The 26,378-nt window shown below is 60.1% G+C and carries 21 protein-coding genes; 18 read left to right on the top strand and 3 right to left on the bottom strand.

Annotated elements, in window-relative coordinates:
- The 8 genes from QPL96_RS11540 (at position 1) to QPL96_RS11575 (ending at position 14,259) form a co-directional block, all read left to right on the top strand.
- Positions 1-2,076, top strand: a complete 2,076-nt coding sequence (locus QPL96_RS11540) for a methyl-accepting chemotaxis protein (RefSeq protein ID WP_303287518.1) — start codon at positions 1-3, stop codon at positions 2,074-2,076.
- Between the two features lie 27 nt (positions 2,077-2,103).
- The gene (locus QPL96_RS11545; protein ID WP_303287519.1) at positions 2,104-3,003 is read left to right on the top strand and encodes a protein-glutamate O-methyltransferase CheR; all 900 of its coding nucleotides are present in this window, start codon (positions 2,104-2,106) and stop codon (positions 3,001-3,003) included.
- 11 nt (positions 3,004-3,014) lie between these two features.
- On the top strand, positions 3,015-10,580 hold the full coding sequence (locus QPL96_RS11550) for an Hpt domain-containing protein (RefSeq protein WP_303287520.1): 7,566 nt from the start codon (positions 3,015-3,017) through the stop codon (positions 10,578-10,580).
- Complete coding sequence (locus QPL96_RS11555; RefSeq protein ID WP_303287521.1) at positions 10,580-11,632, top strand: chemotaxis protein CheB; 1,053 nt, start codon at positions 10,580-10,582, stop codon at positions 11,630-11,632. Before QPL96_RS11550 ends, QPL96_RS11555 begins: the two co-directional genes overlap by 1 nt.
- An 11-nt stretch (positions 11,633-11,643) precedes the next feature.
- Complete coding sequence (locus tag QPL96_RS11560) at positions 11,644-12,105, top strand: chemotaxis protein CheW (protein WP_303287522.1); 462 nt, start codon at positions 11,644-11,646, stop codon at positions 12,103-12,105.
- A gap of 82 nt (positions 12,106-12,187) precedes the next feature.
- Positions 12,188-12,679: a Fur family transcriptional regulator gene (locus QPL96_RS11565; RefSeq protein ID WP_303287523.1), complete on the top strand. Its 492-nt coding sequence runs from the start codon at positions 12,188-12,190 to the stop codon at positions 12,677-12,679.
- Complete coding sequence (znuC, locus tag QPL96_RS11570; RefSeq protein ID WP_303287524.1) at positions 12,672-13,460, top strand: zinc ABC transporter ATP-binding protein ZnuC; 789 nt, start codon at positions 12,672-12,674, stop codon at positions 13,458-13,460. The genes QPL96_RS11565 and znuC overlap by 8 nt, the downstream gene beginning before the upstream one ends.
- Entirely contained in the window at positions 13,447-14,259 is an 813-nt protein-coding gene (locus QPL96_RS11575) for an iron chelate uptake ABC transporter family permease subunit (protein ID WP_303287525.1), read from the top strand. The genes znuC and QPL96_RS11575 overlap by 14 nt, the downstream gene beginning before the upstream one ends.
- Positions 14,260-14,278: 19 nt before the next feature.
- Here QPL96_RS11575 and QPL96_RS11580 read toward each other — a convergent pair whose 3' ends face one another.
- Both QPL96_RS11580 and QPL96_RS11585 read right to left on the bottom strand, forming a co-directional pair.
- Positions 14,279-14,527, bottom strand: coding sequence for a CDGSH iron-sulfur domain-containing protein (locus tag QPL96_RS11580; RefSeq protein ID WP_303287526.1), 249 nt, complete (start codon positions 14,525-14,527; stop codon positions 14,279-14,281).
- A gap of 190 nt (positions 14,528-14,717) precedes the next feature.
- A complete protein-coding gene (locus QPL96_RS11585; RefSeq protein ID WP_303287527.1) occupies positions 14,718-15,638 on the bottom strand; it encodes an alpha/beta fold hydrolase in 921 nt (306 codons plus the stop codon).
- Between the two features lie 201 nt (positions 15,639-15,839).
- Between QPL96_RS11585 and folE the strand changes: the two genes are divergently transcribed.
- From folE to QPL96_RS11625, 8 genes are all read left to right on the top strand, one after another.
- Positions 15,840-16,409, top strand: a complete 570-nt coding sequence (folE, locus tag QPL96_RS11590; protein ID WP_303287528.1) for a GTP cyclohydrolase I FolE — start codon at positions 15,840-15,842, stop codon at positions 16,407-16,409.
- A gap of 25 nt (positions 16,410-16,434) precedes the next feature.
- Complete coding sequence (folX, locus tag QPL96_RS11595; RefSeq protein WP_303287529.1) at positions 16,435-16,809, top strand: dihydroneopterin triphosphate 2'-epimerase; 375 nt, start codon at positions 16,435-16,437, stop codon at positions 16,807-16,809.
- A 23-nt stretch (positions 16,810-16,832) separates the two neighbouring features.
- Positions 16,833-17,270 carry a CoA-binding protein gene (locus tag QPL96_RS11600; RefSeq protein WP_303287530.1) on the top strand — a complete coding sequence of 146 codons (438 nt, stop codon included), beginning with the start codon at positions 16,833-16,835 and terminating at the stop codon, positions 17,268-17,270.
- A gap of 105 nt (positions 17,271-17,375) precedes the next feature.
- On the top strand, positions 17,376-18,692 hold the full coding sequence (locus QPL96_RS11605) for an HD-GYP domain-containing protein (RefSeq protein ID WP_303287531.1): 1,317 nt from the start codon (positions 17,376-17,378) through the stop codon (positions 18,690-18,692).
- Between the two features lie 43 nt (positions 18,693-18,735).
- Positions 18,736-21,003: a bifunctional diguanylate cyclase/phosphodiesterase gene (locus tag QPL96_RS11610; protein WP_303287532.1), complete on the top strand. Its 2,268-nt coding sequence runs from the start codon at positions 18,736-18,738 to the stop codon at positions 21,001-21,003.
- A 51-nt stretch (positions 21,004-21,054) separates the two neighbouring features.
- Entirely contained in the window at positions 21,055-21,369 is a 315-nt protein-coding gene (locus QPL96_RS11615; RefSeq protein ID WP_303287533.1) for a hypothetical protein, read from the top strand.
- Between the two features lie 125 nt (positions 21,370-21,494).
- A complete protein-coding gene (locus QPL96_RS11620; RefSeq protein ID WP_303287534.1) occupies positions 21,495-21,941 on the top strand; it encodes a MerR family DNA-binding protein in 447 nt (148 codons plus the stop codon).
- Positions 21,942-22,099: 158 nt separating this feature from the next.
- Entirely contained in the window at positions 22,100-22,549 is a 450-nt protein-coding gene (locus QPL96_RS11625) for a DUF411 domain-containing protein (RefSeq protein WP_303287535.1), read from the top strand.
- A 63-nt stretch (positions 22,550-22,612) separates the two neighbouring features.
- Here the strand turns inward: QPL96_RS11625 and QPL96_RS11630 are convergent, their stop codons facing one another.
- Positions 22,613-23,470, bottom strand: a complete 858-nt coding sequence (locus QPL96_RS11630; RefSeq protein ID WP_303287536.1) for a hypothetical protein — start codon at positions 23,468-23,470, stop codon at positions 22,613-22,615.
- Positions 23,471-23,603: 133 nt separating this feature from the next.
- Between QPL96_RS11630 and QPL96_RS11635 the strand changes: the two genes are divergently transcribed.
- Positions 23,604-24,278, top strand: a complete 675-nt coding sequence (locus QPL96_RS11635; protein WP_303287537.1) for a Fe2+-dependent dioxygenase — start codon at positions 23,604-23,606, stop codon at positions 24,276-24,278.
- 84 nt (positions 24,279-24,362) lie between these two features.
- Entirely contained in the window at positions 24,363-26,348 is a 1,986-nt protein-coding gene (locus QPL96_RS11640; RefSeq protein ID WP_303287538.1) for a ribonuclease R family protein, read from the top strand.
- Positions 26,349-26,378: the final 30 nt, after the last annotated feature.

The raw sequence follows: 26,378 nt of genomic DNA on the forward strand, positions 1-26,378 counted from the left end.
ATGAAGAACAGAGCCGGAAGACTCGGTATGGGACAGGGAGGCAACAAGCTGGTTGCCGGCCTGATCGCCGCACTGATCGCACTCACCGTCCTGCTCGTTGTGGTGCTGTTCATTATCAATAAAGACAGCCAGAACGACCAGGAATACATCGCCAACACCGCCGAGCTGAGAGTGCTCTCGCAGCAGATCGCGAAGAATGCGACTGAGGCGGCCGGTGGTACCGCCGAAGCATTCAACCAGTTGCGCCGCTCCCGTGATGATTTCCAGCAGCTCTGGACCAACGTGACCGAGGGCAATCCGGCAACCGGCCTGCCACCGAGTGAGCTGGCCCGGCAAAGCGGTGTACAGGAGCACTGGAGTACCGTCCGGGAAAACGCCGACAGCATCCTCTCGACCCAGCATGCGGTACTTGGCCTGCACGAAGTAGCCCGGACCCTCAACGAAACCATCCCACAGCTTCAGGTCGAGTACGACGACATCGTGCAGATCCTGCTGGACAACAACGCGCCCGCCGAACAGATCGCACTGGCGCAGCGCCAGTCCCTGCTGGCGGAGCGGATTGTCCGCTCGGTGAACAACGTACTTTCCGGTGACGAGGATGCGGTTATCGCCGCCGACCGTTTCGGCCGGGACGCCAGCCTGTTTGGCCGGGTCCTTGAAGGCCAGCTCAATGGCAACGAAGCCATGGGCATCTCCCGGGTAAACGATGAAGATGCCATTTACGGCCTCGAGGCCGTTGATGAGTTGTTCCAGTTCGTTTTCCAGAATGTAGACGCCATCCTTGAAGCCTCTCCCGACCTCTTCAAGGTGCGCAACGCCGCCAGCGACATCTTCCAGAATTCCGAAATCCTGCTTTCCGAACTCTCTGTACTGGCGGAGAGTTTCCGTAATCAGTCCGGCTCGCGACTGATCAGCCCGACCCTGGCCTTTGCCATCCTGGCCGCCATGGTCGCGATTGTTGTGTTCATCGGCCTCGCCCTGTACCGCGATGCCCAGGCCCGGCTGGCGGCCACCCAGGAACAGAACGAACAGAACCAGAACGCGATCCTGCGACTGCTGGACGAACTGGCCGACCTGGCCGATGGTGACCTGACCACCGAGGCCACGGTCACCGAAGACTTCACCGGTGCCATCGCGGACTCCATCAACTACGCGATTGACCAGATGCGCGGACTGGTGCAGGCGATTCGTGGTACTGCCGTGCGGGTAGCGTCGGCCGCCCAGGAAACCCAGGCCACGGCCATGCACCTGGCCGACGCCTCCGAGCACCAGGCTCAGGAAATTGCCGGCGCCTCCGCCGCGGTGAACGAGATGGCGGTATCCATCGACCAGGTATCCTCGAACGCGGCGGAATCCTCTGCGGTTGCGGAGCGGTCGGTTGCGATCGCCAAGAAAGGCGCGGAAGTGGTGCAGAACACCATCCGCGGCATGGACAACATCCGTGAGCAGATTCAGGAAACCTCCAAGCGGATCAAGCGCCTGGGTGAATCTTCCCAGGAAATCGGTGACATCGTATCCCTGATCAACGACATTGCCGACCAGACCAACATTCTGTCCCTGAACGCCGCAATCCAGGCTTCCATGGCCGGTGACGCGGGCCGGGGCTTCGCGGTGGTTGCGGACGAAGTTCAGCGGCTGGCGGAGCGTTCCTCTGCGGCAACCAAGCAGATCGAAGCGCTGGTCAAGACGATCCAGTCCGATACCAACGAAGCGGTTATCTCCATGGAACACACCACCGCCGAAGTGGTCCGTGGTGCCCGTCTCGCCCAGGACGCGGGTATCGCCCTCGAGGAAATCGAGAACGTATCCATGTCTCTGGCGGAACTGATCCAGAACATCTCCAACGCGGCACGACAGCAGTCGTCGTCTGCGGCGCACATTTCCAACACCATGAACGTTATCCAGGAAATCACGTCACAGACGTCCTCCGGCACCAACGCCACTGCGAAGTCTATCGGTAACCTCGCGGAAATGGCGTCCGAGCTGCGGTCCTCCGTTGCCGGCTTCACCTTGCCAGAAGAAGACGAGGCCGGTCAGGAAGAAGAGGAAGACAGCAACGTTCCGGTGGTGGGCTGATTTCGGATCCAGGGCTGTTGACAGTTTATGGCGCAAATGCATAACAACCTGTCACCTGCCGAGGGCATCTGGTCACTGCGCCGACTCCCCGATATGGACGAGGCGCAGTTCAGCCAGTGGCAAACCCTGCTGGAACATCGCACCGGTATAACCCTGTCGGCCGGGCGCCGTTCATTTCTGGAGACCAACCTTGGCATCCGGATGCGGGAAATCGGCTGCAGCAGCTACCAGGCCTATTACGAAAAAATCGTCTCCGGACCGGATGCGATCAGGGAATGGTCAACGCTGGTAGACAGGCTGACGGTTCAGGAAACCCGGTTCTTCCGGGATCCCGACGCCTTCCGGCTGGTTTCCGACTATGTTCTGACACGGCCCCGGGAACCGTTGAAGAAGCGTTCCCTGGAAGCCTGGAGTGTCGGGTGCTCCACCGGAGAGGAGCCGTACACACTGGCCATGGTGCTGAACGAATGCATGAGCCAACTGGCGTTGCAGCCACTGTTTGGTGTCACCGGCTCTGATATCAGCAAGCCTGTGATCGACAAGGCCAGGAACGGCCAGTTCAACCCCCGCAAATTGCTGGGAGTGGACGAGGACATGAAATCCCGGTATTTCCGCCCGGCCGAGCGGAATACCGTAGAAATTGTGAAAAGCATCCGCGACAGGGTGTGCTTTACCAGACTGAACGTTCTGGATCTCGACAAGGCACCCATGCACGGGATGAACATTATCTTCTGCCAGAATCTGCTGATTTATTTTCGCCGCTGGCGCCGGCGGGAAATTGTCAAGCGACTTGCAGAGCGGCTGGCGCCCGGGGGGCTGCTGGTTCTGGGCCAGGGGGAACTGACCGATTGGCAGCCTCCAGGGTTACAGAGGGTTCCCTCGGAACATGTGCTGGCGTGGATCAAACGCCAGACTGACGAAGAATAACCGGAGTGGTTATGGGCAATCACCATGACAGCATCGCCCTCGACTGGGTTCGGGGCGAAATACAGGACACGCTGACCCAGGGTCAGCATGCACTGGAAGCGTATGTCGAGAATCGTGACGACACTGCGCGCCTGCGCTTCTGCCTGAATTATCTCCATCAGGTACACGGCACCCTGCAAATGGTCGAGCTCTACGGTGCGGCACTGCTCACCGAAGAAATGGAAAAGCTCACCCAGGCGGTACTCAACGAGACCGTTGCCCATACGGATGAAGCGGTCGAAGTACTGATGCAGGCGATCCTGCAGTTGCCCCAGTACCTTGAGCACCTGGCCAGCAGCCAGGACGATTTTCCAATGGTGCTGCTGCCGCTGCTCAATGACCTCCGCGCTGCCCGGGGCGAACCCCTGCTGTCTGATACGTCACTGTTCAAACCTGACCTGAGCCCCTCGAAGATCCGGGTCACCGGGAAGGTTTCACAGCGCCTGCAGGACCCGACAGTTCTCGGCCACATCCGCAAACTGCGGCAAATGTACCAGTTCGCTCTGGCCGGCGTCATCCGGGAGGCGGATCTCGGCGCCCACTTCGATTACATGCAGAAGGTCATTCAACGACTCATCCGGTTATGCCAGAAAACCCCCAGGGGCGAACTCTGGAAAGCCGCAAGCGCCTTCGTTGAAACGCTGCAGGCAAACGTCAATCCGGTGAACGCAGCGGTGAAGTCCCTGCTGCGGGAGCTGGACAGCGAAGTACGCCGGCTGACCGATGAGCACGCGGATATTCTTCAGCAACCGGCGCCGGACGCGCTGCTCAAACACCTGCTTTATTACGTGGCCCTCGCGCGGGACCTGGATTCACCCCAGGTCCGTGCCCTTCGGGATGCGTACCAGCTCAGTCAGGCCCTACCCTCGGAAGACGACGTGGATGCCGCCCGAAGCCGGGTCTCCGGCCCTGGCCGGGATGCTATCCACTCGGTTGTCGGCGCACTTAACGAAGAGCTGGCCAAGCTAAAAGATCAGCTCGACCTGTATGTGCGTTCAGAGCTGCGCCAGAACAGCGAGCTTGACGACCTGCTGCCCGGACTGCGCCAGGTGGCCAACACCCTGGCGGTACTCGGTCTTGGCATACCACGAAAAGTCATTACCGAGCAGATTGATCTGGTCGAAAAACTCAGCGTCCAGACCGAACAGGTGGATGACGGCACCCTGATGGACATTGCCGGTGCGCTGCTCTATATCGAAGCCAGCCTGGCCGGCCTGGACGCAGAAGGCCGCCAGGGAACCTCCGGCGATGACGCTACCGATACTCCGGTCAACCTGGGCTCTCGTGAGCTTGGAGAGGCCAGTGGCGCCCTGCTGAGAGAATCCCGGAACACGCTGGAACAGGTCAAGTCCGCCATTGTGAACTTCATTGCATCACAGTGGGATACCCGGGAAATTGAGCACGTGCCCGGCCTGCTGCACAGCATCCGCGGTGGTCTCAGCCTGATCCCGCTGGATCGCGTCGCCACCATGCTGGCCTCAGCCGAGCGCTACATTACCGACGTGCTGCTGGGCAGCAAGCAGGTACCGGACTGGCAACAGCTCGACATCCTGGCCGATGCGGTAACCAGTATCGAATATTACCTGGAGCGCCTTGCCGAAGGGATCGGCGAGAACGACTCCATCCTCAGAGTGGCCGAGGACAGCCTGGCCTCCCTCGGCTTCCCGGTTGGTGCCGAGCCCACCTGGTCCGAATCCGATGCGGAAGAAATTCCCGTGGTTGAGCCGGCTGAAGAGCCTCCGGAATCCGATGCAGCCACTGCCGAAGAATCCAAAGGCTCGGATTCGGAACTTCTGGACGATGAAATCCTCGGTATTTTTGTCGAGGAAGCCGAGGAAGTTCTCGAAACCATCCATGAGTTCTACCCGCGCCTGCACCAGAATCATGATGATCGTGAAGCCCTGACCGAAGTTCGTCGCGCTTTCCATACGCTCAAGGGCAGTGGTCGCCTCGTCGGCGCAACCAGTATTGGTGAATTGGCCTGGTCGGCGGAAAATCTGCTCAACCGTGTCATCGACCAGACCATCCGCCCGACCGACGGCATGTTTACTCTGCTGGATGAGGTCAATGCCCGCATTCAATCTCTGATTCGGGAATTCAAGGCCGGCCAGATAGCCGGTGATGTCGGTGAGCTGATTCAGCGCGCCGAAGCCATGGCTACCACACGCCGAACCGACGGCGAGGCCCGGGCCGAAGCGGGTACTCGAAAAGCCGCTGGAGCGCCAATGGAGCAGGCGCCCCCTGTCGAGGAACCTGAACTCACGCCCGCGGACACCTCCGCCGCCGTTGAAGAGCCCGCCGATGACGACAACCTGATCGACGACGAGATCCTTGAAATCTTTATCGAGGAAGCCGGCGAGGTCCTCGAGACCATCCGCGAGTACCTGCCCATGCTCCTGCGTCAGCACGATGACCGCAGCGCGCTATCGGAAGTCCGCCGGGCGTTCCATACCCTGAAGGGCAGTGGCCGTATGGTTGGCGCGCTGGTTGTCGGGGAACTGGCCTGGTCCGTGGAAAACATGCTGAACCGGGTCATCGACGGCAGCATCTTCATGAATGACGACATTGCCAGCCTGCTGGACGATGTCACCGCCAATCTGCCGGCACTGGTTGAGGATTTTGAAAAGCGCCGGCCGCCCTCACTGGATATTTCCAATCTTGAAGCCCGGGCCAGCGCCCTGGCCAATGGTGAAATTCCGGACGCCAGCATAATGCCTGCCGCGGAATCCATGGACGAGGTGGAAACAGAGACTGGAACTGACGCTGGAGAAGCGGAGGAAGACGCCGTTGATCCAGTTTTACTCGATATCTTTGAGAGCGAAACCGAGACTCACCTGCAAACGCTGAAGGACTTCCTGGCCACAGCCGGTGACAAAACGACCGTTACCTATACCGACGATCTTTCCCGGGCCCTTCACACACTCAAGGGCAGCGCCCATACGGCCGGCATTGCACCGATTGCGGCAGTCATCACGCCGCTGGAACGGTTCGTCAAGGAATCCCGCGCCCAGAACAAACGGGCCAACCGCGAGGTTCTCTCGCTGATCGGGTCTGCCTGCGATTTCCTGACCCAGGGACTGGCCCAGATTCGAGAAAACCCGCAGACCTCCCTGCCAGGCACTGAAGCCTTCCTTGAAAAGCTGGATCACCTCACGGATGAGATCCTGCGCGCTCGTAGCGAAGACAAGACCGACCAGCATCAGCAGGAAGCCCCCTCTCTGCTGGTTCAACTGTTCCTGAACCAAGGTCTGGATATCGTTCTGGATGCCGACCGGATTCTTGATCACTGGGCCGCTAACCCCCAGGAGACTGGCTCACTGGACCAGCTTCGCTCCGGACTTGGGCAGCTCGCCCAGGGGTCCTCCGGTGCCGGTCTTACCGACGTGGCTGCGCTTTCAGGTGCCCTGAAAGACACCTACGATTTCGCCGCCGGAAGCCATGAAGCGCCCGATCACCATTTCTTTGAGACCGTTCGGTCCGCCCACGAACAATTGATCAACATGATGGATCAGGTCGCCGCCGGACTCGCCACCGAGCCCAGTGACGAGCTGGTTGCCAGTCTCGAAGCCCTAAAACAGGCCCCAACGGAAGAACACGCCGAGCCGGATATCTTCGAACGGGAGTTCACCGACGACCTGGAAGAGATCGATCTCAGCTTCGGCGTGGATGATACCGGGGCCCCTTCGGAAGAAACATCCCCGGCCGAAGAACAGCTGCCCCTGCCGGACATGTCAGAATCCGCCGACGATATGGACGAGGAGCTGGCGGAAATCTTCCTGGAAGAAGCCCGGGACCTCATCGACAGTACCGCGGAAGCCCTCCAGAGCTGGAGCGAAAACATCGGCAACCTCGATATCCTCCGCCTGCTGCAACGGGACCTGCATACCCTCAAGGGCGGTGCACGCCTGGCGGATATTCCTGCCGTTGGCGATCTCTCCCACGAACTGGAGAACCTGTTCGAAGGACTGACTGAACAACGGCTGTCGGTCAACGATGAGCTGTCAGATCTGCTGTTCCGCTGCCATGATCGCCTGGCCGGCATGGTAGCAAACCTGGCAGCCGGGGAGACACCGCGCCCGGCACCGGACCTGATCGGTGAGATCCAGGCTTACACGGACAGCGTCACCGGGACACGACCGGTGACTAACGTCAAAGACCAGGACGATCACACGGGTCTGGAGGACAGCTCCGGGGAGCAGGCTCCACTTCCGGAGCTTGGCCAGCCGGAGAGGTTCAGGCCGGCCGGGGGTGCCTCCGGACAGGAGCCTGATGCCGGGGACGGCGTAACCGACCTCTCCCACCTGGATCCGGAACTGCTGGGCATCTTTCTGGAAGAGGCCTATGACCTGATCAACTCCACCGCCAGCGCCCTGCACAGCTGGACCGAGGATCCCTCGAATCGCCTGGTTGCCGCGGAACTCCAGAGGGACGTGCATACCCTCAAGGGTGGCGCCAGAATGGCCGGCGTCGAAGCCATCGGCGACCTGGCTCACGTTCTTGAAGACCTTTTCGAAAAGGTTGCCGAAGGTCGGCTGGACGTCAGCGATACCATGAACGACCTGCTGTTCGCCTGCCATGACCGGCTGGCCCAGATGGTCGAACAGGTCGCCACCCAGAAACCCTGCCCGCCAGCGCACGAACTGGTCGCGAAGATTCAGGTTCTTCTTCATGGCGAACCCATGCCGCCTCTGGCCGGCGTGGAAGAGTCCGGTGAGCCGACAGAAGCCGGGCCTGCCGAGGCAATGCCGGAAACAGCCAGTCTCGGCACTACCCTGGCACAGGCCAGTGATGACGACCTCATTGGTATTTTCCTGGACGAAGGTCTGGAAATCCTCGGCGCCATCCGTGAGTGTCTGCACCAGTGGCGCGACGAACCGGAAGAACTGACCGGCGTGACCCAGTTGCAGCAGGAACTGCATACCCTCAAAGGCGGAGCAAGACTCTCTGACATTGACCCGATTGCCGATCTGGCGGAAGCCTGGTCCGACGCCCTGGACCCCCTGATTTCGGGTGCCAACAACCAGAATACCCTGCTGGGCCTCAGTGACCGCGCGCTGGCCAGCCTCAAGGCCATGCTCAACAGCCTGGAAGAAGGCAAAAAGCCGGAACCCGATGACAGACTCATCGCTGACTTCCGGTCAGCCCACGACATCGCTGCCGGAGAGACTGCCTCACCTCGTGAAGAATCCGAAAAAACGGGACAGCAAGCCATTGATCCGGAAGTTCTGGAAATCTTCCTCGAGGAAGCCGGTGACATCATGGATCAGCTGGAACATCTGCTCGATGACTGGCGCAAGGAGCCCGCAAACCACAACCTCAACCAGGAAGCCCAACGGGCCGTGCATACCCTCAAGGGTGGCGCCCGGCTGTCCCAGCTTACCCAGCTCGGCGACAAGGCCCACGCCTTTGAAACCCGGCTGATTGATCTGGGCGGCAATGCCCCCGACGAGCAACAGTGGCAGGCCATTGCCGAAGACCACGACGCCATTATTGCCCTGGTCTCCGATATCCGGAAACGGTTTGAATCCGGTGCGTCTGCGCCGGAACGGGTCCAGGCCGAAGAGCCCAGGCCGGCCCCCGTCGCGCCGGAACCGAAAAAACCGGAAGACCCAGGCAGCGCTGAACAACCGGCAGCACCGGCACCGAAACCTGCGAAAGCTCCCGCCAAGGTTCGCAAACAGGCGGCGGAAGCACAGCGCACTGCCCAGGAAACCATCCGGGTATCCGCGCCGCTGCTGGACGAGCTGGTCAACCTGGCGGGTGAAACCAGTATCACCCGTGGCCGGCTGGAGCAACAGACCAGCGATTTCAGCCACACCCTGGACGAAATGGCCGCCACCATCGAGCGCCTGCGGGAGCAGTTGCGCCGGATGGAAATCGAAACCGAAGCCCAGATCCTGTTCAGTGCCGAAAAGGAACACGGGCCGGACTACGGCGACGATTTCGATCCCCTGGAGATGGACCGTTACTCATCCATTCAGCAGCTGTCACGGGCACTGACCGAGTCCTCCTCTGACCTGGCAGACCTTCGTGAAACCCTGTCTGACCGGGTTCGGGACACAGAAACCCTGCTGGTACAGCAGTCGCGGATCAACACGGAACTCCAGGAAGGTCTGATGAAGACCCGGATGATTCCGTTCGCCTCCATGGTGCCGCGCCTGCGGCGGATCGTCCGCCAGATCAGCGGCGAATTGGGTAAGAAAGTGGACTTCGATGTCCGCAACGCCGAAGGCGAGATGGACAGGAACATCCTCGAGCGCATGATTGCGCCGCTGGAGCACATGCTCCGGAACGCGCTTGACCATGGTATCGAGAGCCCCGCCGAGCGCAGGAAATCCGGCAAGCCGGAAACCGGCGAAGTCACCCTGTCACTGACCCGTGAAGGTGGTGATGTGGTGTTGCGCATGATTGACGACGGCGCCGGCATTTCCTCCCCGGTCATCCGCGACAAGGCCATCCGCCAGGGCCTGCTGAGGGAAGATGAGGATCTCTCCGAACGGGAAATCCTGCAGTTCATCCTGCAGCCGGGCTTCTCGACCGCCCAGCAGGTAACCCAGATTTCCGGTCGTGGTGTGGGCATGGACGTGGTTGCCAGTGAAATCAAGCAGCTCGGTGGCAGCCTGGATATCGACTCAGCGGTCGGTCGTGGCACGACCTTCACGGTGCGCCTGCCGTTTACCGTATCCGTGAACCGGGCCCTGATGGTTTCCACCGGTGAAGACTTCTACGCCATTCCGCTGAACACCATTGAAGGGATTGTCCGGGTCAGCACCTACGAACTCGAGGAGTACTACAAGCCGGACGCGCCGATGTACGAGTATGCCGGCCAGCAATACCGGCTCCAGTACCTCGGCAGCCTGCTGAACAGCGACCACCACCCCAAGCTGCAGGGTCAGGCCCTGCCACTACCGGTGATTCTGGTTCGCGGTGCCGAACAGCCCATGGCCCTGCAAGTGGATAACCTGATGGGCAGCCGGGAAATTGTTGTTAAATCCCTTGGCCCGCAGTTCAGCACGGTCCGGGGCGTGTCCGGTGCCACCATCCTGGGGGATGGCAACGTGGTGGTGATTCTCGACCTGCCGGCGATGATCCGTTCCGACATCCTGTCCGAACGCCAGCGCCTGGCCAATCTCGAGAAAGCCCGCGAGTCGGCGCGGTATGAAGAACAGGCCACCGTGGTGATGGTGGTGGACGATTCGGTTACGGTACGGAAGGTGACCTCGCGACTGCTGGAGCGCAACGGCATGGAAGTCATCACCGCGAAAGACGGCCTGGATGCCGTGGCCCAGCTTCAGGACCACAAACCGGACATTATTCTGCTGGATATCGAGATGCCGCGTATGGATGGCTTCGAGGTTGCCAGCTTCGTGCGCCACGACGATAACCTGCGGGAAACTCCGATCTGCATGATCACCTCCCGTACCGGTGAGAAACACCGCGAGCGGGCGCTCGCCATCGGCGTGAATGAGTATCTCGGTAAGCCCTTCCAGGAAACCGAGCTGCTTAAGACGATTGAGCGGCTGACCGGAAGGCAGTGATGGCCGGCCAGTCTGCCAGGCCGAGGGTCGGGATTGTCTCGGATGTGGTCCTGCAGCGTCATCGCTTGCAGGCCGCCACGGCCAGGTTCGGTCTCGACATCTGCTTTTCCGGGGACCCGGACCGGCTTAGGGGCTATCCGGAGTTTCCGGATGCCAGCCTCTGGCTGGTGACCCTGAAAGACGAGGCGGATCACCCGGTGCTGTTCGATCACCTTCTGGAGAGCACCGAAGCGCCGGTGCTGTTCGGTCTGGACGAAGCGCCCAAGCCCGGCAGCACCGAGTATTTTCGCTGGGAACGGCGACTGCTGGGCAAGCTGGAGCAACAGCTTGGGCATCTGGAGGAACTGGATTCCGAGGCGGCGCTGGAGCAACTGGAGGAGGACGCGCCGGACGCGCGCCCCTTGCCGGACCTGCCACATTGGATTCCGCCGGCAATTCCCGGATCGGTGGCCGAGGAAGTCTGGATTCTGGGCGCCTCGCTGGGTGGTCCGGCGGCGGTCAAGACATTCCTCGATCACCTTCCAGCCGGCCTTCCTGTGGGTTTTATCTACGCCCAGCACATTGATGGCAATTTCACCGATGTGCTGATCCGGGTGCTGGGGCGCCATGCCCATTACCAGCTCAAACGGGCAGACGAAGGCTATCGGGTGAAAAACGGCGATGTGGTACTGATGCCGGTTGAACACGAATGGACGCTGAATGAGCAGGGTGCGCTGACGGAAACCAGCAACACCTGGCCGGGGCCCTACGGCCCTTCCATCGACCAGGTGCTGCTGAATGTTGCGGATCATTATGGCCAGCGCTGCCATGCGATTCTTTTTTCCGGCATGGGCAACGACGGCGCGATTGCAGCACCTTTGCTGAAAGCCTACGGCAGCCGGATCTGGGTGCAGGAAGGCACCAGTTGCGGTAACAGCTCAATGCCGGACTCCGTGGCAGCCACCGGCTGCACCGGATTCTGCGGCTCCCCGGAACAACTGGCCCGGGAACTGGTAAACATCATTGAACAATCCTGCCTGCTCAAGAACCGGCAGAAACGGGATTCCGCCTGAGGAAACAAGCAATGAATGACAACAGCCAAACCCTCTCCTGCGTCATGATTCCCATGAGCGGTCGGCAACTGTTGCTGCCCAACGTCTCGATTGCGGAAGTCGTGGATTACGCCAGCACCGAAGCGGTAGCCAACACGCCACAGTGGCTTGTGGGCTACCTGGACTGGCGTGGCCTGCAGCTTCCGGTGATTTCCTACGACGCGGCCAACGGCGGCGCCCTGACCGTGCCCGGCGACAACCGTGGCCGGATTGTGGTTCTCAACAGCATCGGAGACCACCACAAGGAAGTTCCGTTCATGGCCCTGGTTACCCAGGGTATTCCCAGCCAGGCCCGCCTGACCGGGGAACAGGTCAGGAAGCTGGATGGCGAACCTGGCCCCGCTGACCTTATGCAGGTGGAAGTGGATGGGGAAAACGCCTGGATTCCCAACCTTGAGTTCCTGGAGTCCCTCGCCCGGCAGACCCGTCACTGAGCTGTTCTCCCGGACCGCCGCACCGGGATGGCAGGAATTCCTGTGAATGTTATAATGTTGCAAATTTTGCAGGATGCCCGTCATGCTCGCCCGACCCACTCCCTATCGGCCCCACAATCACGATGCCTGTGTCAGCCAGGCCCTTGCTGATGCCAGGATCATCTGTCAGCAGCAAAATGCCCGCCTGACGCCCATCCGGGAGCGCGTTCTGGAACTTATCTGGCGGTCCCACAAGCCCCTGGGGGCCTACGATGTGCTCGCCGAGCTGGCCTCTGATGGTCATAACGCGGCCCCTCCCACGGTTTACCGGGCCCTGGATTTCCTGCAGCAAAACGGCCTGGTGCATCGCATTGCCTCCCTCAATGCCTTTATCGGCTGTACCTACCCCGGGGAAAGCCACGCCGGTATGTTTCTGATCTGCCGCGCCTGTGGCAACGTCCTGGAGCTGACTGCGCCGGATGTATCTTCCGAGGTACGTAAAGCGGCTGCGGACGAGGGTTTCAGAACCGAAAACACCACCCTCGAGATCGCCGGGCTATGCCCCCTTTGCCAGGCCGAGCCCGGCCATGACTGACCCATTGGTAACCCTCGACAATCTCACCGTCCGGTTTGACGAACGGCCGGTGGTGGACCGGGTCAATCTGAGCGTACACCGCGGGGATATCATCACCGTTATCGGCCCCAACGGGGCGGGCAAGACCACCCTGATCAAGGCTATTCTTGGTATTCAGAAGGTGTCGGATGGCAAGGTGTCGCTCCGGAAGAACCTGGTGATCGGCTACGTTCCGCAACATCTCACACTCGAAGCAACGCTTCCCCTGAGCGTGAAGCGGTTCATGTTGCTCAGTGGTATGCCACCGACGGAATGCGAGTCAGCCCTGGCCCGCACCGGGGTGGGACAGCTGCTGGACGCTTCCGTCCACCACCTGTCCGGCGGCGAGAAACAGCGGCTGCTGCTGGCACGGGCCCTGGCCCGGAAGCCGGACCTTCTGGTCCTCGATGAACCGGCCCAGGGCGTGGATATCAACGGCCAGGCATCGCTGTATGACCTGATTCGCCAGCTCCGGGACGACCTGAACTGCGGCGTGATCATGATCTCCCACGATCTGCACCTGGTAATGGCCGCCACCGACAAGGTCATCTGCCTGAATCAGCATGTGTGCTGCAGCGGCTCGCCGGCGGACATTTCCCACGACCCGGCCTTTATCGAAACCTTTGGCCAGCCGGTGGCGGAATCCCTCGCGGTTTACCACCACCACCACAATCATCGCCATGATCTGCACGGCGATGTGGTTGCCGCTGGACCGCAGCGCGCCCATACCGGCCATGAGGGGTGCGACCATGCCCACCATTGATGCCGTTCTGGACGATTTCTTCTGGCGTGCCCTGATCGGCGGCCTGGGCGTGGCGCTGGTGGCGGGACCGCTGGGCTGCTTTGTGGTCTGGCGTCGCATGGCCTATTTTGGCGACACCCTGGCACACTCTGCCCTGCTCGGCATTGCCCTGAGTTTCCTGATCAGCGTGCCACTGAACGTCGGTGTGATCATCATCTGTGTGGTTCTGGCCATGGCACTGGTGATGTTTTCCCGCACCCAGGCCCTGGCCACCGATACCCTGCTGGGCATTCTCGCCCACAGCGCCCTGGCCATCGGCCTGGTTACCCTGAGCTTCATGCCGGATGTCCGGATGGATCTCACCGGCCTGCTGTTCGGCGACCTGCTCGCCATGAGCCGGAACGACCTGTTATGGATCTACGGGGGCGCCGCACTCATCCTGATCCTTCTGGCCATGCTCTGGCGCGGGCTGTTGATGAGTACCATCCACGAGGAGCTGGCGCGGGTAGAAGGCATTGCCGTGGAACGTCTCCGGCTGGTACTGATGTTGATGTTCTCCCTGGTGATCGCGGTGGCCATGAAAATCGTCGGTGTGCTGCTGATCACCGCCTTGCTAATTATTCCCGCCGCGACGGCCAGGCGACTCGCCCATAACCCGGAAATCATGGTGGCCATGGCAGTGGTGTTCGGATTTGTTGCGGTGACCGGAGGCCTGAGCCTGTCCTGGCACCTGGACACGCCCGCGGGGCCTTCGGTTGTGGTGACGGCCTTTGCTACGTTTCTGCTGGTGTACGGGGCAGCCGGCAAGGCCCGGGCCTGAGTATTTCCCTCTATCCTGTTCAGGCAAGATTCTTGTGGGTACCGTCGCAAAGCGGGGGATTACCGGTCTGCTTGCAGCCGCAAAACCAGAGCCACTCCTTCTTCTCCGACTCGTATTTGACCGGCGTTATGCCGGTCCCCTTGTGGGACCCGTCGCAGAATGGCTGGCTCCCACTGCGGCCACAGGCACACCAGAAGTAGTTCTTGCCGGCCTCCACCAGCACGGAAAAGGGTGTCTTACTGGCCACTACCGGTTTCTCATCTGACATGGTGCTCTCCCAGGCTGTTCGGTCTGTACTCCGTACCAGTATAGACCCTCTGCTACTCAGAAGGGTCTGGCAACCGCGGACATCACCAGCGGAATGGACGCCGAGGCCAGCAGCACTGGCACCAGATCTTCCCGCGTCAGCGCCGGTTCGCGGGTGTGCATGACGGTCATATGGCGTGCCCTGAACCTGCTCACTGATCGCACTGTTTGCGTAAATCCCGGTAGGCGCTGAAGACGTCCCACGGGCACTCGAAATGGGGGTAATGGCCGGTATTCCTCAGGCAGACCACATCGGCATCTGGAATCAGTTCCCGGTAACGTCTGGCCATCGCGGCACCGGACACCGGATCGGCGGTGCCGGAAATCAGTCGCATGGGCTGTTTTGCCTTCTGCAAAGCGCCGACCCACCGGTTTCGATGACACCGGCGCTCCTCCATGAACTGGATCAGGCGGTGCAGTATGCCCCGGCCGTTGTTGTAGATCAGCAGGTGCCAGAAGTCTTCCATATCCTGCCGGTCCGGCGGGTTCTGACTGCCGAACAGCCGGCGGAAATTGCGCTCGAAAGTGCGCCGGGTCAGGCCCCGGCTGATCAGCCCGCCAAAAGGGCTTCGCAACAGCTTCTGGATCAGCAGGGGATTGTGCACTTCCGGAAAAAGGGCACCATTCAGAAAGCACACACTGGCAATCCGGAACGGCACACCACCTTCCTGCTCACGGGCCAGCAGCTCCTGTGCCACGCTGCATCCGTAATCATGGACAAGCAGATGTACCGAAGGCAGCCCCAGGCCCTCGATCCAGCCCTGGAACAGGTCAGCCTGGTCCTCAATACTGTAATCGTAGTTCAGAGGCTTGTCGGAAAAACCGAAACCCAGCATGTCCAGGGTCAGAACATTGTGCTGCTGCACCAGCATGGGCCAAAGACGGTTCCAGTCCCAGCTGGCGGTGGGGAATCCGTGAATCAGAACCAGCGGTTCTCCCGAGCCCGCCATCCGGCTGAAAATGGCATGGCCCTCGTAACTGAACCATTTACCTCCCTGTTGCCAGCCTTCAAGAGTGGCTAAATCAAGCCTTGCGGCGGTTGCACCACCGACGTTGGCTAACACCTGTTCCATGCCCTGTCCCCGGCGAACGTTTACAGCCTCAAACTTTAGAACAAACCTGTGCAGGCTGCCATAGCCTTGCCCAACAGGCCAGGCGGCGTTTCTGGCGAAGTGTAGTGGTCTTTTTCCGGAGTGTTCCCGTAAACCATGGAGCTGACCGGCAATTTGACTTAAGCTTCTGTGCTCGTAAGACACAGCTAACCGGAAGAGACTATGACCAAACTTCTTGACGACCTCGCAGGCTACTACCGGGCCATTATTGACGGGCTGGGCGAAGACACCAACCGCGAAGGTCTGCAGGACACCCCCATACGTGCCGCCAAAGCCATGCAGTTCCTGACCCGAGGCTACCAACAGGAACTCGGTGACATGGTCAACAATGCCGTGTTCGAATCCGCCATGGATGAGATGGTAGTGGTTCAGGACATCGAGCTCTACAGCATGTGCGAGCATCATCTGCTGCCATTCATTGGCAAGTGCCACATCGCCTACCTGCCCCAGGGCAAGGTGCTTGGCCTGTCAAAGTTTGCCCGCATTGTCGATATGTACGCCCGCCGCCTGCAGATCCAGGAAAACCTGACCCGGCAGATTGCCGAGGCCATTGAAAGCGTCACCAACGCCAAGGGCGTCGCGGTAGTGATCGAGGCTCAGCACATGTGCATGATGATGCGGGGCGTGGAGAAACAGAATTCCCGCATGAAAACCTCCATGATGCTGGGGCAGTTCCGAAAATCCCAGGCGACACGTACCGAGTTTCTCAACCTGATCGGCACCAACCGCTGAGAACAGTGACCCGGAGGGCGACGGTATGACAGGGGTTATCGGGAATCACCAGGCCAGGATCCGTATCAAGGACCTTTTACTGAGAGCCTATATTGGCATCAAGGACGAAGAGATCAGCAATCAACAGGACGTGCTGATTAACGTAAGCCTGACTTACGATGCCACCGAGGCGGTCAACTGCAATGAGATTTCGGCGGCCCTGAACTACCGCACGATCACCAAGCAGATCATTCACCATGTGGATGGTAACCGCTTTGCCCTGCTGGAACGGCTGAGCCATGAAGTGCTGACCATCGTGATGGAGCACGAGGCGGTCCAATGGGCCCAGGTGGAAATCGACAAGCCACACGCGCTACGCTATGCCGAATCTGTGTCAGTCTGCCTTGAGGCACACCGTTAAATCAGCGAAGGCGCCCATTCTTTATGCCAAGCAACCATCCCGACCAGTTGCGCCATATTCTGGAAACCGTAACAACCATTGCACTTGTGGGCGCCAGTGAAAAGACCAGCCGGCCCTCTCACGAGGTCATGGAATACCTGCAGGCCCATGGCTACCGGATCATTCCGGTGAATCCCCGGCTGGCCGGGCGGAAAGTGCTTGGCGAAACCGTTTACGCCGACATTGATAGCCTTCCGGAACCGGTAGACATGGTTGACCTGTTCCTGGCGCCGGAGCGCACCGGCGCGATCATTGATCAGGCCATCGAACTGAAGATTCCGGTGGTCTGGCTGCAGATCGGTGTCATTAACCACGAGGGCGCTGCCCGGGCCGAGGCCGCGGGACTGACAGTGGTAATGGATCGATGCCCGAAGCAGGAGATTCCCCGCCTGGGTATTCCCAGGGTTTCTTCACGGCCCTGAAACCCGACCCGAATCAGGAACCACGTCACACTTCTGGCACCCCGCTGTAACAGACCTGCCAGGTCTGACATAATCAGCACAAATAATCAGAAGTCTGGCAGAGCCATGTGGTTCCGACGTAAATCCAGCAAACCGGCCGTAAAATCACCGGGTTCAGCAGGCACGATTCCTCACAGTGCCCGCTCTCCCGTTTCGGACCTTCGACGGGCAAGGCTGCCTGTCGATCTGTTAAAACCGGGTATGCGAATTGTCAGCCTGGACCGGCCCTGGACCCAGGTTCCGGTTCTGTTCCAGGGTTTTACCCTCACCCGTGATAACGAGGCGCGGATTCTCCGCCAGTACTGCGAATGGGTCCTCGTGGAAGATGAGGAAGACCGGCTGAATCCGGTGCTTGACCAGGTATCGCTGCTCAGGCGGCGCACGACTGAGCCGTTATCGGAAACCCGCACCCTGGCCCAGGAAATCCCCCGCGCACAAGAGGCCTGGAGCCGCACTCAGGCGTTTGTGGAGGAGGTTACCCGAAGGATTGAGGCCGGCAACGACCTCAACCTCCAGAGTGCCCGCCCGGTCATCCGGGAGTGTGTTGAGAGTGTGAAAGCCAATGCCAGCGCCATGTTCTGGATGAGCCGAATCAAATCCCGGGACGCCTACACCGCTGAGCACTGCCTTCGGGTTGCCATTTTTTCCGTGGCCTTTGCCCGCTTTCTGGGATTGCCGGACGATGATCTGGAGACAGTGGGAATGTGTGGGCTTCTGCACGATCTCGGCAAGCTCAAGGTGCCTGATGAGATCCTCAACAAGCCCGGAGCGCTGACTCCGGACGAGTTCAGCATCATGCGTCAGCACACCACGCTGGGGTACGAACTGCTCCGGGCCGACTCAGGCCTTGACCCCATCATCAGCGATGTTACCTGCCACCATCATGAGAGAATGGATGGCCGGGGATACCCGCAACAACTGGCGGAATGGCAGATCAGCCGGTTTGCCCGGCTGGTCTCCATCGTTGATGCCTTTGATGCCATCACCAGCGACCGCTGCTACCGGGACGGTCTCCCCACTTCCGATGCCATTCGCATTCTCTACCGGAACCGGGGCCAGCAGTTCGATGCCAGTATGGTGGAGGCCTTCATTCGGATGATTGGTGTATATCCGCCCGGCAGTCTGGTAGAACTGTCTACCGGAGAGGTTGCCATCGTGGTGGCAACACACCCGGGGCGCAAGCTGAAGCCGAGGGTGGAAATCATGCTGGATGCCGACAAGAGGCCGGTAGAGCCCAGGGTGATTGACCTTGCAGCCAACACCGCTTTCCAGGGCCAGACCTCACCGGAAATTGCAAGACCCCTGTCTGATGGTGCCTTCGGGGTCTCGTTGCACGACCGAATCCAGCGACTGATGGCGGCACCCGACCAAAATGCCTCATAAACGATTTCACTCTGCCAACCCGTTCAAAGTTACGGAGTAACCTGTGGAAAAACCTGCATCGTCTCCTGGAGCTATCATATCGGGCCTTTTGAGTCCGTTGTTTCCGGTAGCGATCTTTCTGGTTTTTCTGGGCCTGGCCGAAGGCCTGCGTTACGGACTGGTACAACAAGACAGAAACCTGATTGAAGCCAATCTGGCCAACGAAGCCCGGGCCCTGGCCAACCATCTGGAACGGGAATTCCTGGTCCATTCCGAGGCCATCCGGCGCATGGCGAAACGCCTGCAGGCAGATCCCTCCATGACCGAACGTGAGTGGCGGCAAGATGCCCGCAATTACCTGGACGACTTTGGTGTTTACCAGGCTATCGAGTGGATCGACCGGAACTTTGTTATCCGCTGGCTGGAGCCGGTAACCGACAACGAAGGAGTTATCGGCTACAACGTGGCGTTCAACGATGAACGCCGGCAGGCCCTTGAGCTGGCAAGGCAAACCGGCAACTGGGACCTGTCCGGCATCATTGATCTGCGCCAGGGCGGCAAGGGCATGGTGATCTATGCGCCGGTGGGCGCCGGCGCCGACAACAACGGCTTCATTGCCGGCGTGTTCCGGATGGACGTGCTGGCCCGCCAGCTCCTGACCAGCCGGGTGCTGGAGTTTGTCCGGATCGAGATTCGCCAGGCCGGCACCGTGCGCTACATGCTGAACGACTCGCAATCCGTTAATCCTGACTTCGCCCATAGCCACCCGGTTAACCTGCCAACACTGGACTGGACGCTGACCCTCTACCCTTCCCAGGAATGGGTGGAAAACCGCTACAGCTCCTGGCCGGCCATGACCTTCACAACGCTCCTGCTGATGGGCCTGCTCACCAGCCTGACCGCATTGCTGGTGCAACTGATCCTGAAACGGAACCGGACCCTGCTGAAGACCCGCAGGGAGCTGGACCAGGAAATCGAACAACGAGCCGCCATTCAGAAGGACCTGGCCCGGCTGGAATCCACGGATACCCTCACCGGCCTGGCAAATCGCCGTTTCTTCATGGAAGATCTGTCCCATACACTGAATATCGCTGATCGCCAGATGCGCCAGGTCGCCCTGGTCATGCTCGACCTGGACCGCTTCCAGACCCTCAACGACTCCCTTGGCCACCAGTTCGGTGATGAACTGCTGATCAAGGTGTCCGAGCGACTGAACCGGCTCAGCGACGAACGGATTCTGGTGGCCTACTCCGGTGGCGATGAGTTCATGCTCTGCCAGCAACAGGTGGACGACATCGACGACATCATCCACCTGCTGGGCCAGATCAAACAGTGCTTTGACCAGCCCTTCGACGTCCAGGGACAATCCCACTGCATCACCGCCACCCTGGGCGTGGCGGTGTATCCCCAGAGTGGCCTGGATGCGGACACCCTGCTGCGCAATGCCGACATCGCCCTTTACCGGGCCAAGGAGCAGGGCCGGAACACCTATCAGTTCTACACCGAAGGCATGCAGGAACGCGAGGTGATGAGGCTGGAACTGGACAAGGATCTGAACCAGGCCCTGGCCAACAATGAATTCGTGCTCTATTACCAGCCCCAACTGAACCTGGACAACGGTGAAATCCTGAGTGTTGAAGCGCTGATTCGCTGGCAGCACCCACGGCGGGGGCTGTTGCCGCCGGTGGAGTTCATTCCTCTGGCCGAGGAAAGCGGCCGGATTAGCGATATCGGTCGCTGGGTGGTGATGGCGGCGTGTCGCCAGTTGGCAAGGTGGAAGGGAACCCCGCAAGAGGAGCTCCGCATTGCGGTGAATCTCTCCGGCCGGGAGCTGGACGATGAAGACCTGGTGGATCATATCCGGGACGCTCTGGCCAGGGAAAATGTACCCGCTGGTCGCCTGGAGGTGGAGCTCACCGAGGAGATCTTCATCCAGAACATCGAGCACAACCTGAACCAGCTCTCCCGCCTGCATCAGCTCGGGGTGCACCTGGCCATTGATGACTTCGGAGTTGGCTATTCTTCTCTGGGCTATCTGCGCGACTTCCCGGTGGATCTGCTGAAAATTGACCGTTCCTTCATCACGGATGTCACCGAGCGCCATGATGATGCGGTAATCACACGGGCGGTGATCAATCTGGCCCACAATCTGGGCATCCAGGTGGTCGCGGAAGGTGTCGAAACCGAGGAGCAACTGAGTTTCCTGAAGAATCACCGGTGCAACTTTGCCCAGGGGTATCTGATCAGCCGGCCGATTCCGGTGTCTGATCTTGAGCAGGCGCTGGCTTCCGGCATCCTGGTGGCGGGCGTTACCGCCGATTCCGGTTTGTAATTGCCCCTGGCCATCGCCATGATACCCCTCAGATACTTCAGGTGAGATTTTATGGCAGCAAAATACCTGACCCCGGAACAGGACAAGAAAATCCGCCGGTGGGAGCGCTGGAACCGGAACTATTTTATTTTTGCCTTTGTGGCGCTGACCATCATTCTGGTGTTCAGCAGTCAGCTTGGGTTGTCCAGTGATGAGAGCTGGGGGCCCCTTGGGGTTCTGATCGCAGCCCTGATCACGCCGATCATTGTGCTTCAGTTGCGGCTGATGTGCCCCGCCTGTGGCCACAGGATTGGCTGGCAGGCAAAACTGATGGCACCGGACCAGTGCAAGGCCTGCGGCACGTTTCTTCGCACCAGGGGCCAGTAGTTTTCCTCCCCCCCCAAAAACCTTTGACCTGGGAGTAACTCACAGGTTTTACACTGCCGTGAGTTCCGGTTTTCGGTGGTTGCCGGGTCCGGTGCATTATCAATAACTTTATCGGAAGATCCGTCATGAAAGTCAAAGACATTGCAGTGGCCGCCGGGGTGAACCCGGATACCGTGCGCTTTTACACCCGGGAAAATCTGCTGAAGCCAGCTCGCAATCCGGACAACAACTACCAGCAGTTTGATGCCGACGATCTGCGGCGCCTCCGGTTTGCCCGGAAGGCCCGGCAGCTGGGGTTTTCATTGCCGGAGATCCGGCAGATTCTGGATCAGGCGGACGGTCACCACTCGCCATGCCCGATGGTACGGGATGTGTTTCAGCAGCGGCTTGCGGAGGTCGAGCGGGACATTCGTGAGTTGCAGCAGCTGCGCGAGCGGATGACCGCGGCCATGTCTGCCTGGCAGGCCATGCCGGATGGCACGCCGGATGGCCATACCATCTGCCGGTTGATCGAACACTGGGAAGACCCTGTACCCGCCTGGGGGCAAAATCATCGTGTTGAGGAACAATAGCAAAGGAGTGTTGGCGCTTTCGTCTACAACACACTGGGTATTCCGGTGACCGCCAGCCTGCTCTATGCTGTCTGGGGAATCCTGATGAGCCCCGCACCGGCATGCACCGGCGAAAAGGGCTCAACCGAACACCAACATTCACCACTGAGGAAAACACCATGAAAAAACACACCCTGGCTCTCGGCCTGATGGCCACCCTGGGCTTCAGCACCACCGCGCTGGCGGCGGGTGCCGCCCAGAGTATCCATGTCTACAAATCACCGACCTGCGGCTGCTGCACCGACTGGGTCGACCACCTGAAAGAGAACGGCTTTGAGGTTGAGACAACCAACTCCAATGACATGGGCAAGATCAAGGCCGATGCCGGCCTGATTCCGGGTCTTGGCAGCTGCCACACCGCCTTTGTGGGTGACTATGTGATTGAAGGCCATGTTCCGGCGGATGACATCAAACGCCTGCTCAGCGAAGCACCCCAGGCAACCGGCCTGAGCGCTCCGGGCATGCCGATCGGCTCGCCAGGCATGGAAATGGGTGGCCGGAAAGACCATTACAAGATCATCCTGTTTAACGAGGCCGGCCAGACCCGGGTATTTACCCAGTACAATTAACCCGGACATTAAGGCCCGGGACACCAAAACCGGGGCCACTGCGGCCCCGGAAAGATGCCGGGCTCAATACAGGTAAGGTGCCAGTGCCAGCTCCAGACGCGCCTGGGCGGCATAAAGATTGGCAACGGGCATGACAGGCTGTTCCGGCGGCACGGCCGTTGGCCAGGCCTTCCGCATGTCATCCAGAGCCTTGCCGGCATCCCGCCAGGCTTCCGTGTTCTGTTGCTTCAGCATTGATTGGTGGCTGTCCAGATAATCGCGGGCCGACATCACGAAGCCACGGCCGTCCTGGTATTCATGCTCTGCCACGAAACGCCCGTTCTCCAACGCGTCATCGTACTCCAGTACCGCTTGCTTGGTCAGCGACAGCACAACTGCGGACACGCTGGCGGCACTCTGGCCCTCAACGGATTTTTCCGCCTTCTGGATAACCCCCCAGGCCGCCTGGAATTCCTGGCTGACATCCCCCCAGTTTTCCACCTGTCCGGCCTTTTCAGCCAGTGCCTTCAGATGGTTGCGCAGCTCTTTCTGACCCCGGCTCTCAAGGCCTGCCTCGGCCACCGGATATACCTCAACCCAGGGATGGGTCAGATGGGGCCGGCCGTCGGCGACTTTCCCCGATTTGATCAGCTCCCGGGCGGCCATCAGGTGCCCCTGCATCATACGGAGCATGGCAACATAGGCTCCGTCGGACTCAACGGCAGATACGGAACCTCCAGCTTCGCCACCTTCGCCACCTTCGCCACCGGCAGCAAAATAGCTGAGCGCAGCACCACCTTCGCCGCCCTCTCCACCATGGGCTCCAGAGGTGATCCTATCTGCGTTATGCCGGTCTTTTTGCTCATCGGCCAGGGCGCCGGAGCCTGTCAGTAATGTCGCCACACCGACACAGGTCCACAGTTTCAGTTTCTGATTTGTCATCGTGCTCTCCTCAAGCAGGCCGCAGGCTGAGCGCCCTCAACGGCGGGAAGATTGATGGCTGTGCCATGGTCGGGCATGATGCTTTAATGCTGGGCTTAATTGCAAATTATTCCTATTGCGGATTGGAGACACCATGATTCTGTGCATCAGCGAGATCCTGACCACCGGGCAACTGAGCCGTATACGCACCACAATGGACGCTGGTAGCTTTGAAGATGGCCGCAACACCGCCGGTTGGCACGCCAGACTGGTCAAGAACAATGAGCAGCTGCAGATGGCCGGCAAAACCGCGAACGCGCTTCGCACCGAGGTGGAGAAGGCACTGACCGGACACCCGCTCTTCCAGATGGCGGCCAGGCCCGCGAAAATGGCGCCGATCCTGTTCAGTCGCTACCGGGCTGGCATGACCTACGGTAACCACGTGGACGACCCGGTAATGGGCCGCGGGCCTGGCCGGTTGCGGACCGACATTTCCTTTACCCTGTTCCTGGATGACCCCGACAGCTACGAGGGCGGTGAGCTGGTAACCGATACCACGGCCGGTGAACAGTCCTACAAACTGCCCGCCGGCGCCGCCGTGGTCTATCCCTCCTCGACCCTGCACCGGGTTGAGCCAGTGACCCTTGGCCAGCGCCGTGTCGCCATTGGCTGGATTCAGAGTACCATCCGGGACCCGGCTCACAGAGAAGTGCTGTTTGACCTCGACACAGCCCGGCGGCAACTTTTCGAACGTGAGGGCAAGACGACCGAGTTCGATCTGCTCACCAAGTCCCTGGCCAATCTCCAGCGATTCTGGGCCGAGATCTGATTCGGGTATTCTGCTATCTGACGCATGAAGCCATAACCGTTATACTCCGCCCCATCATTCATTATTTACCAGCCAGGTTACTTCATGCTTAATGCCGACGCTCTCAGCCAGTTGCGCCAGCTGAAATCCGATATCGAGGAAAACAAGGTAGTCTTCCCCGGTATCGTCAAAGCCACCAATGGCCGCTTCGGGTTCGTTGCGCTTGACGAGGGCCGCGATGTTTTTCTGCCTCCGGAAGAAATGCAGAAAGTCCTGCCGGGAGACCGGGTGAATGTCACCGAGCAGGAAGTGGAGAAAGGCAAGACCCAGGGTGTGGTGGACGAACTGCTGGAAACCCGCCTGAACACCTTTGTTGGCCGTTACCTGGTCAAGGGCAAGGGTCACTTTGTGGTACCCGAGACCCCGGGCATCAACCGCTGGATCTTCATTCCGCCCAAAGAACGGATGAATGCCCAGCCGGATGACTACATCTATTGCCAGATTCACAAACATCCGATCAAGGATGGCAAGGGCCAGGCCAGGGTGCTGCGGGTTATCGGCAAGGCCGGGGAACCCGGCATCGAACGCGCCTTCACCCTGGCAACCTTTGACCTGGCGGACACCTGGCCGGAAACGGTGCAGAGACAGGCCGACAGTCTGAGTGAGAGCGACATCGAATCCCGGGAACCCGGCCGGGAAGACCGCACCGACCGCCCCTATGTCACCATCGACAGCCCGGGCACCCAGGACATGGATGACGCCCTGCTGGCCGAACCCAATGCCACCGGCTGGACGCTCTCGATCGCCATTGCCGACCCGACCGCCGTGATCGACACCAACAGCCCGGCGGAACAGGAAGCGTTCAACCGGGCTACCGCTATCTACTTCCCCGGCGAGCCACTGCCGATGCTGCCTGACAGCATCAGCACCCGTCTTTGCTCGCTCATGCCAGAGCTAAAGCGGCTGGCACTGGTGTGCGATCTGCAGGTCAACAACGACGGCAGCCTCGGCGACTACAGCTTTCACCAGGCGGTGATCCGGTCCAAGGGCAAACTCAGTTACGAGCTGGTCTCCAACCTGATCGAAGGCCGGGAAGACGACGACATCAAGGCCCTGCCGGACGCCGTGGGTAACAGCCTGGACCAGTTGCACCAGGCAGCCACAGCCCTGAGAAAATGGCGCAGCGAACATGCGCTGCTCAGTGGTGACCGGCCGGAATTCCGGCTGCGGCTGGACGAGAATAAACGCATCCGTCTGATTGAGCCGTCGCTTCAGAATGAAGCCCATCGCCTGGTGGAGGAATGCATGGTCGCCGCCAACCGCTGCGCCGCCGACTTCCTCACCAGCCAGACCGCCGGCCTGTTTATTCGGCATCCCGGGCTGCGGGATGATCGTGCCGACAACATCCGGGCACTGATCGACAGCCATGCGCCGCACCTTTCGGGAATAGATGCCCACCAGGCCGTCGGGTTCAGGAAACTGATGAACGAAACCGAAGCGCTGGACGCAGAGGTGCCTGTCAAGGCCATCCTCTCCCGCCAGCTGGCTCGTGCCGAGCTGAGCTTCAAACCCGCCCCGCATCAGGGCATGGGCCTGGATGCCTACACCACGTTTACCTCACCGCTGCGCAAGTTCTCCGATTTCTACGTACACCGGCTGATCAAGGCCGCCCTGTGGGACACCCCCATGAACGCCCTGACAGGGGATCAACTGGAGGCCCTGCAGGCTGCCCAGATCCGCGCCCGTCAGGCGGCGAACAGCCTGGAGGCCTGGCTCAAGAGCGACTTTGCCAAAACCCTCGGCGAAGCGCCCATGGCCGGCGTGATCAGCCGCACAGTACCGGCCGGTTTCTTCGTGCGTCTGGACGCCAACGGGCTGGAAGGCTTTGTCAGCTGCAAGGATCTTGACGGCAAGTTCAGCTTTGATCCAGTCACCCTGCGCCTGATCCACAACAAGAATGGCGGTATCTTCCAACTGGAACAGCCGGTAACGGTGAGCTTTGCCGGGGTAGACGAAGAACGCAGGCAGATCAATTTCAAACTGGTGGAAGCCGACGAGATCCCGGCCGTGAACAAAGCTGACAGCGGTTGAAAAACCACAGCGGCAGGCGCATCGTATTAC

The organism is Marinobacter sp. SS8-8 (assembly GCF_030540945.1).
Lineage (GTDB): Bacteria > Pseudomonadota > Gammaproteobacteria > Pseudomonadales > Oleiphilaceae > Marinobacter.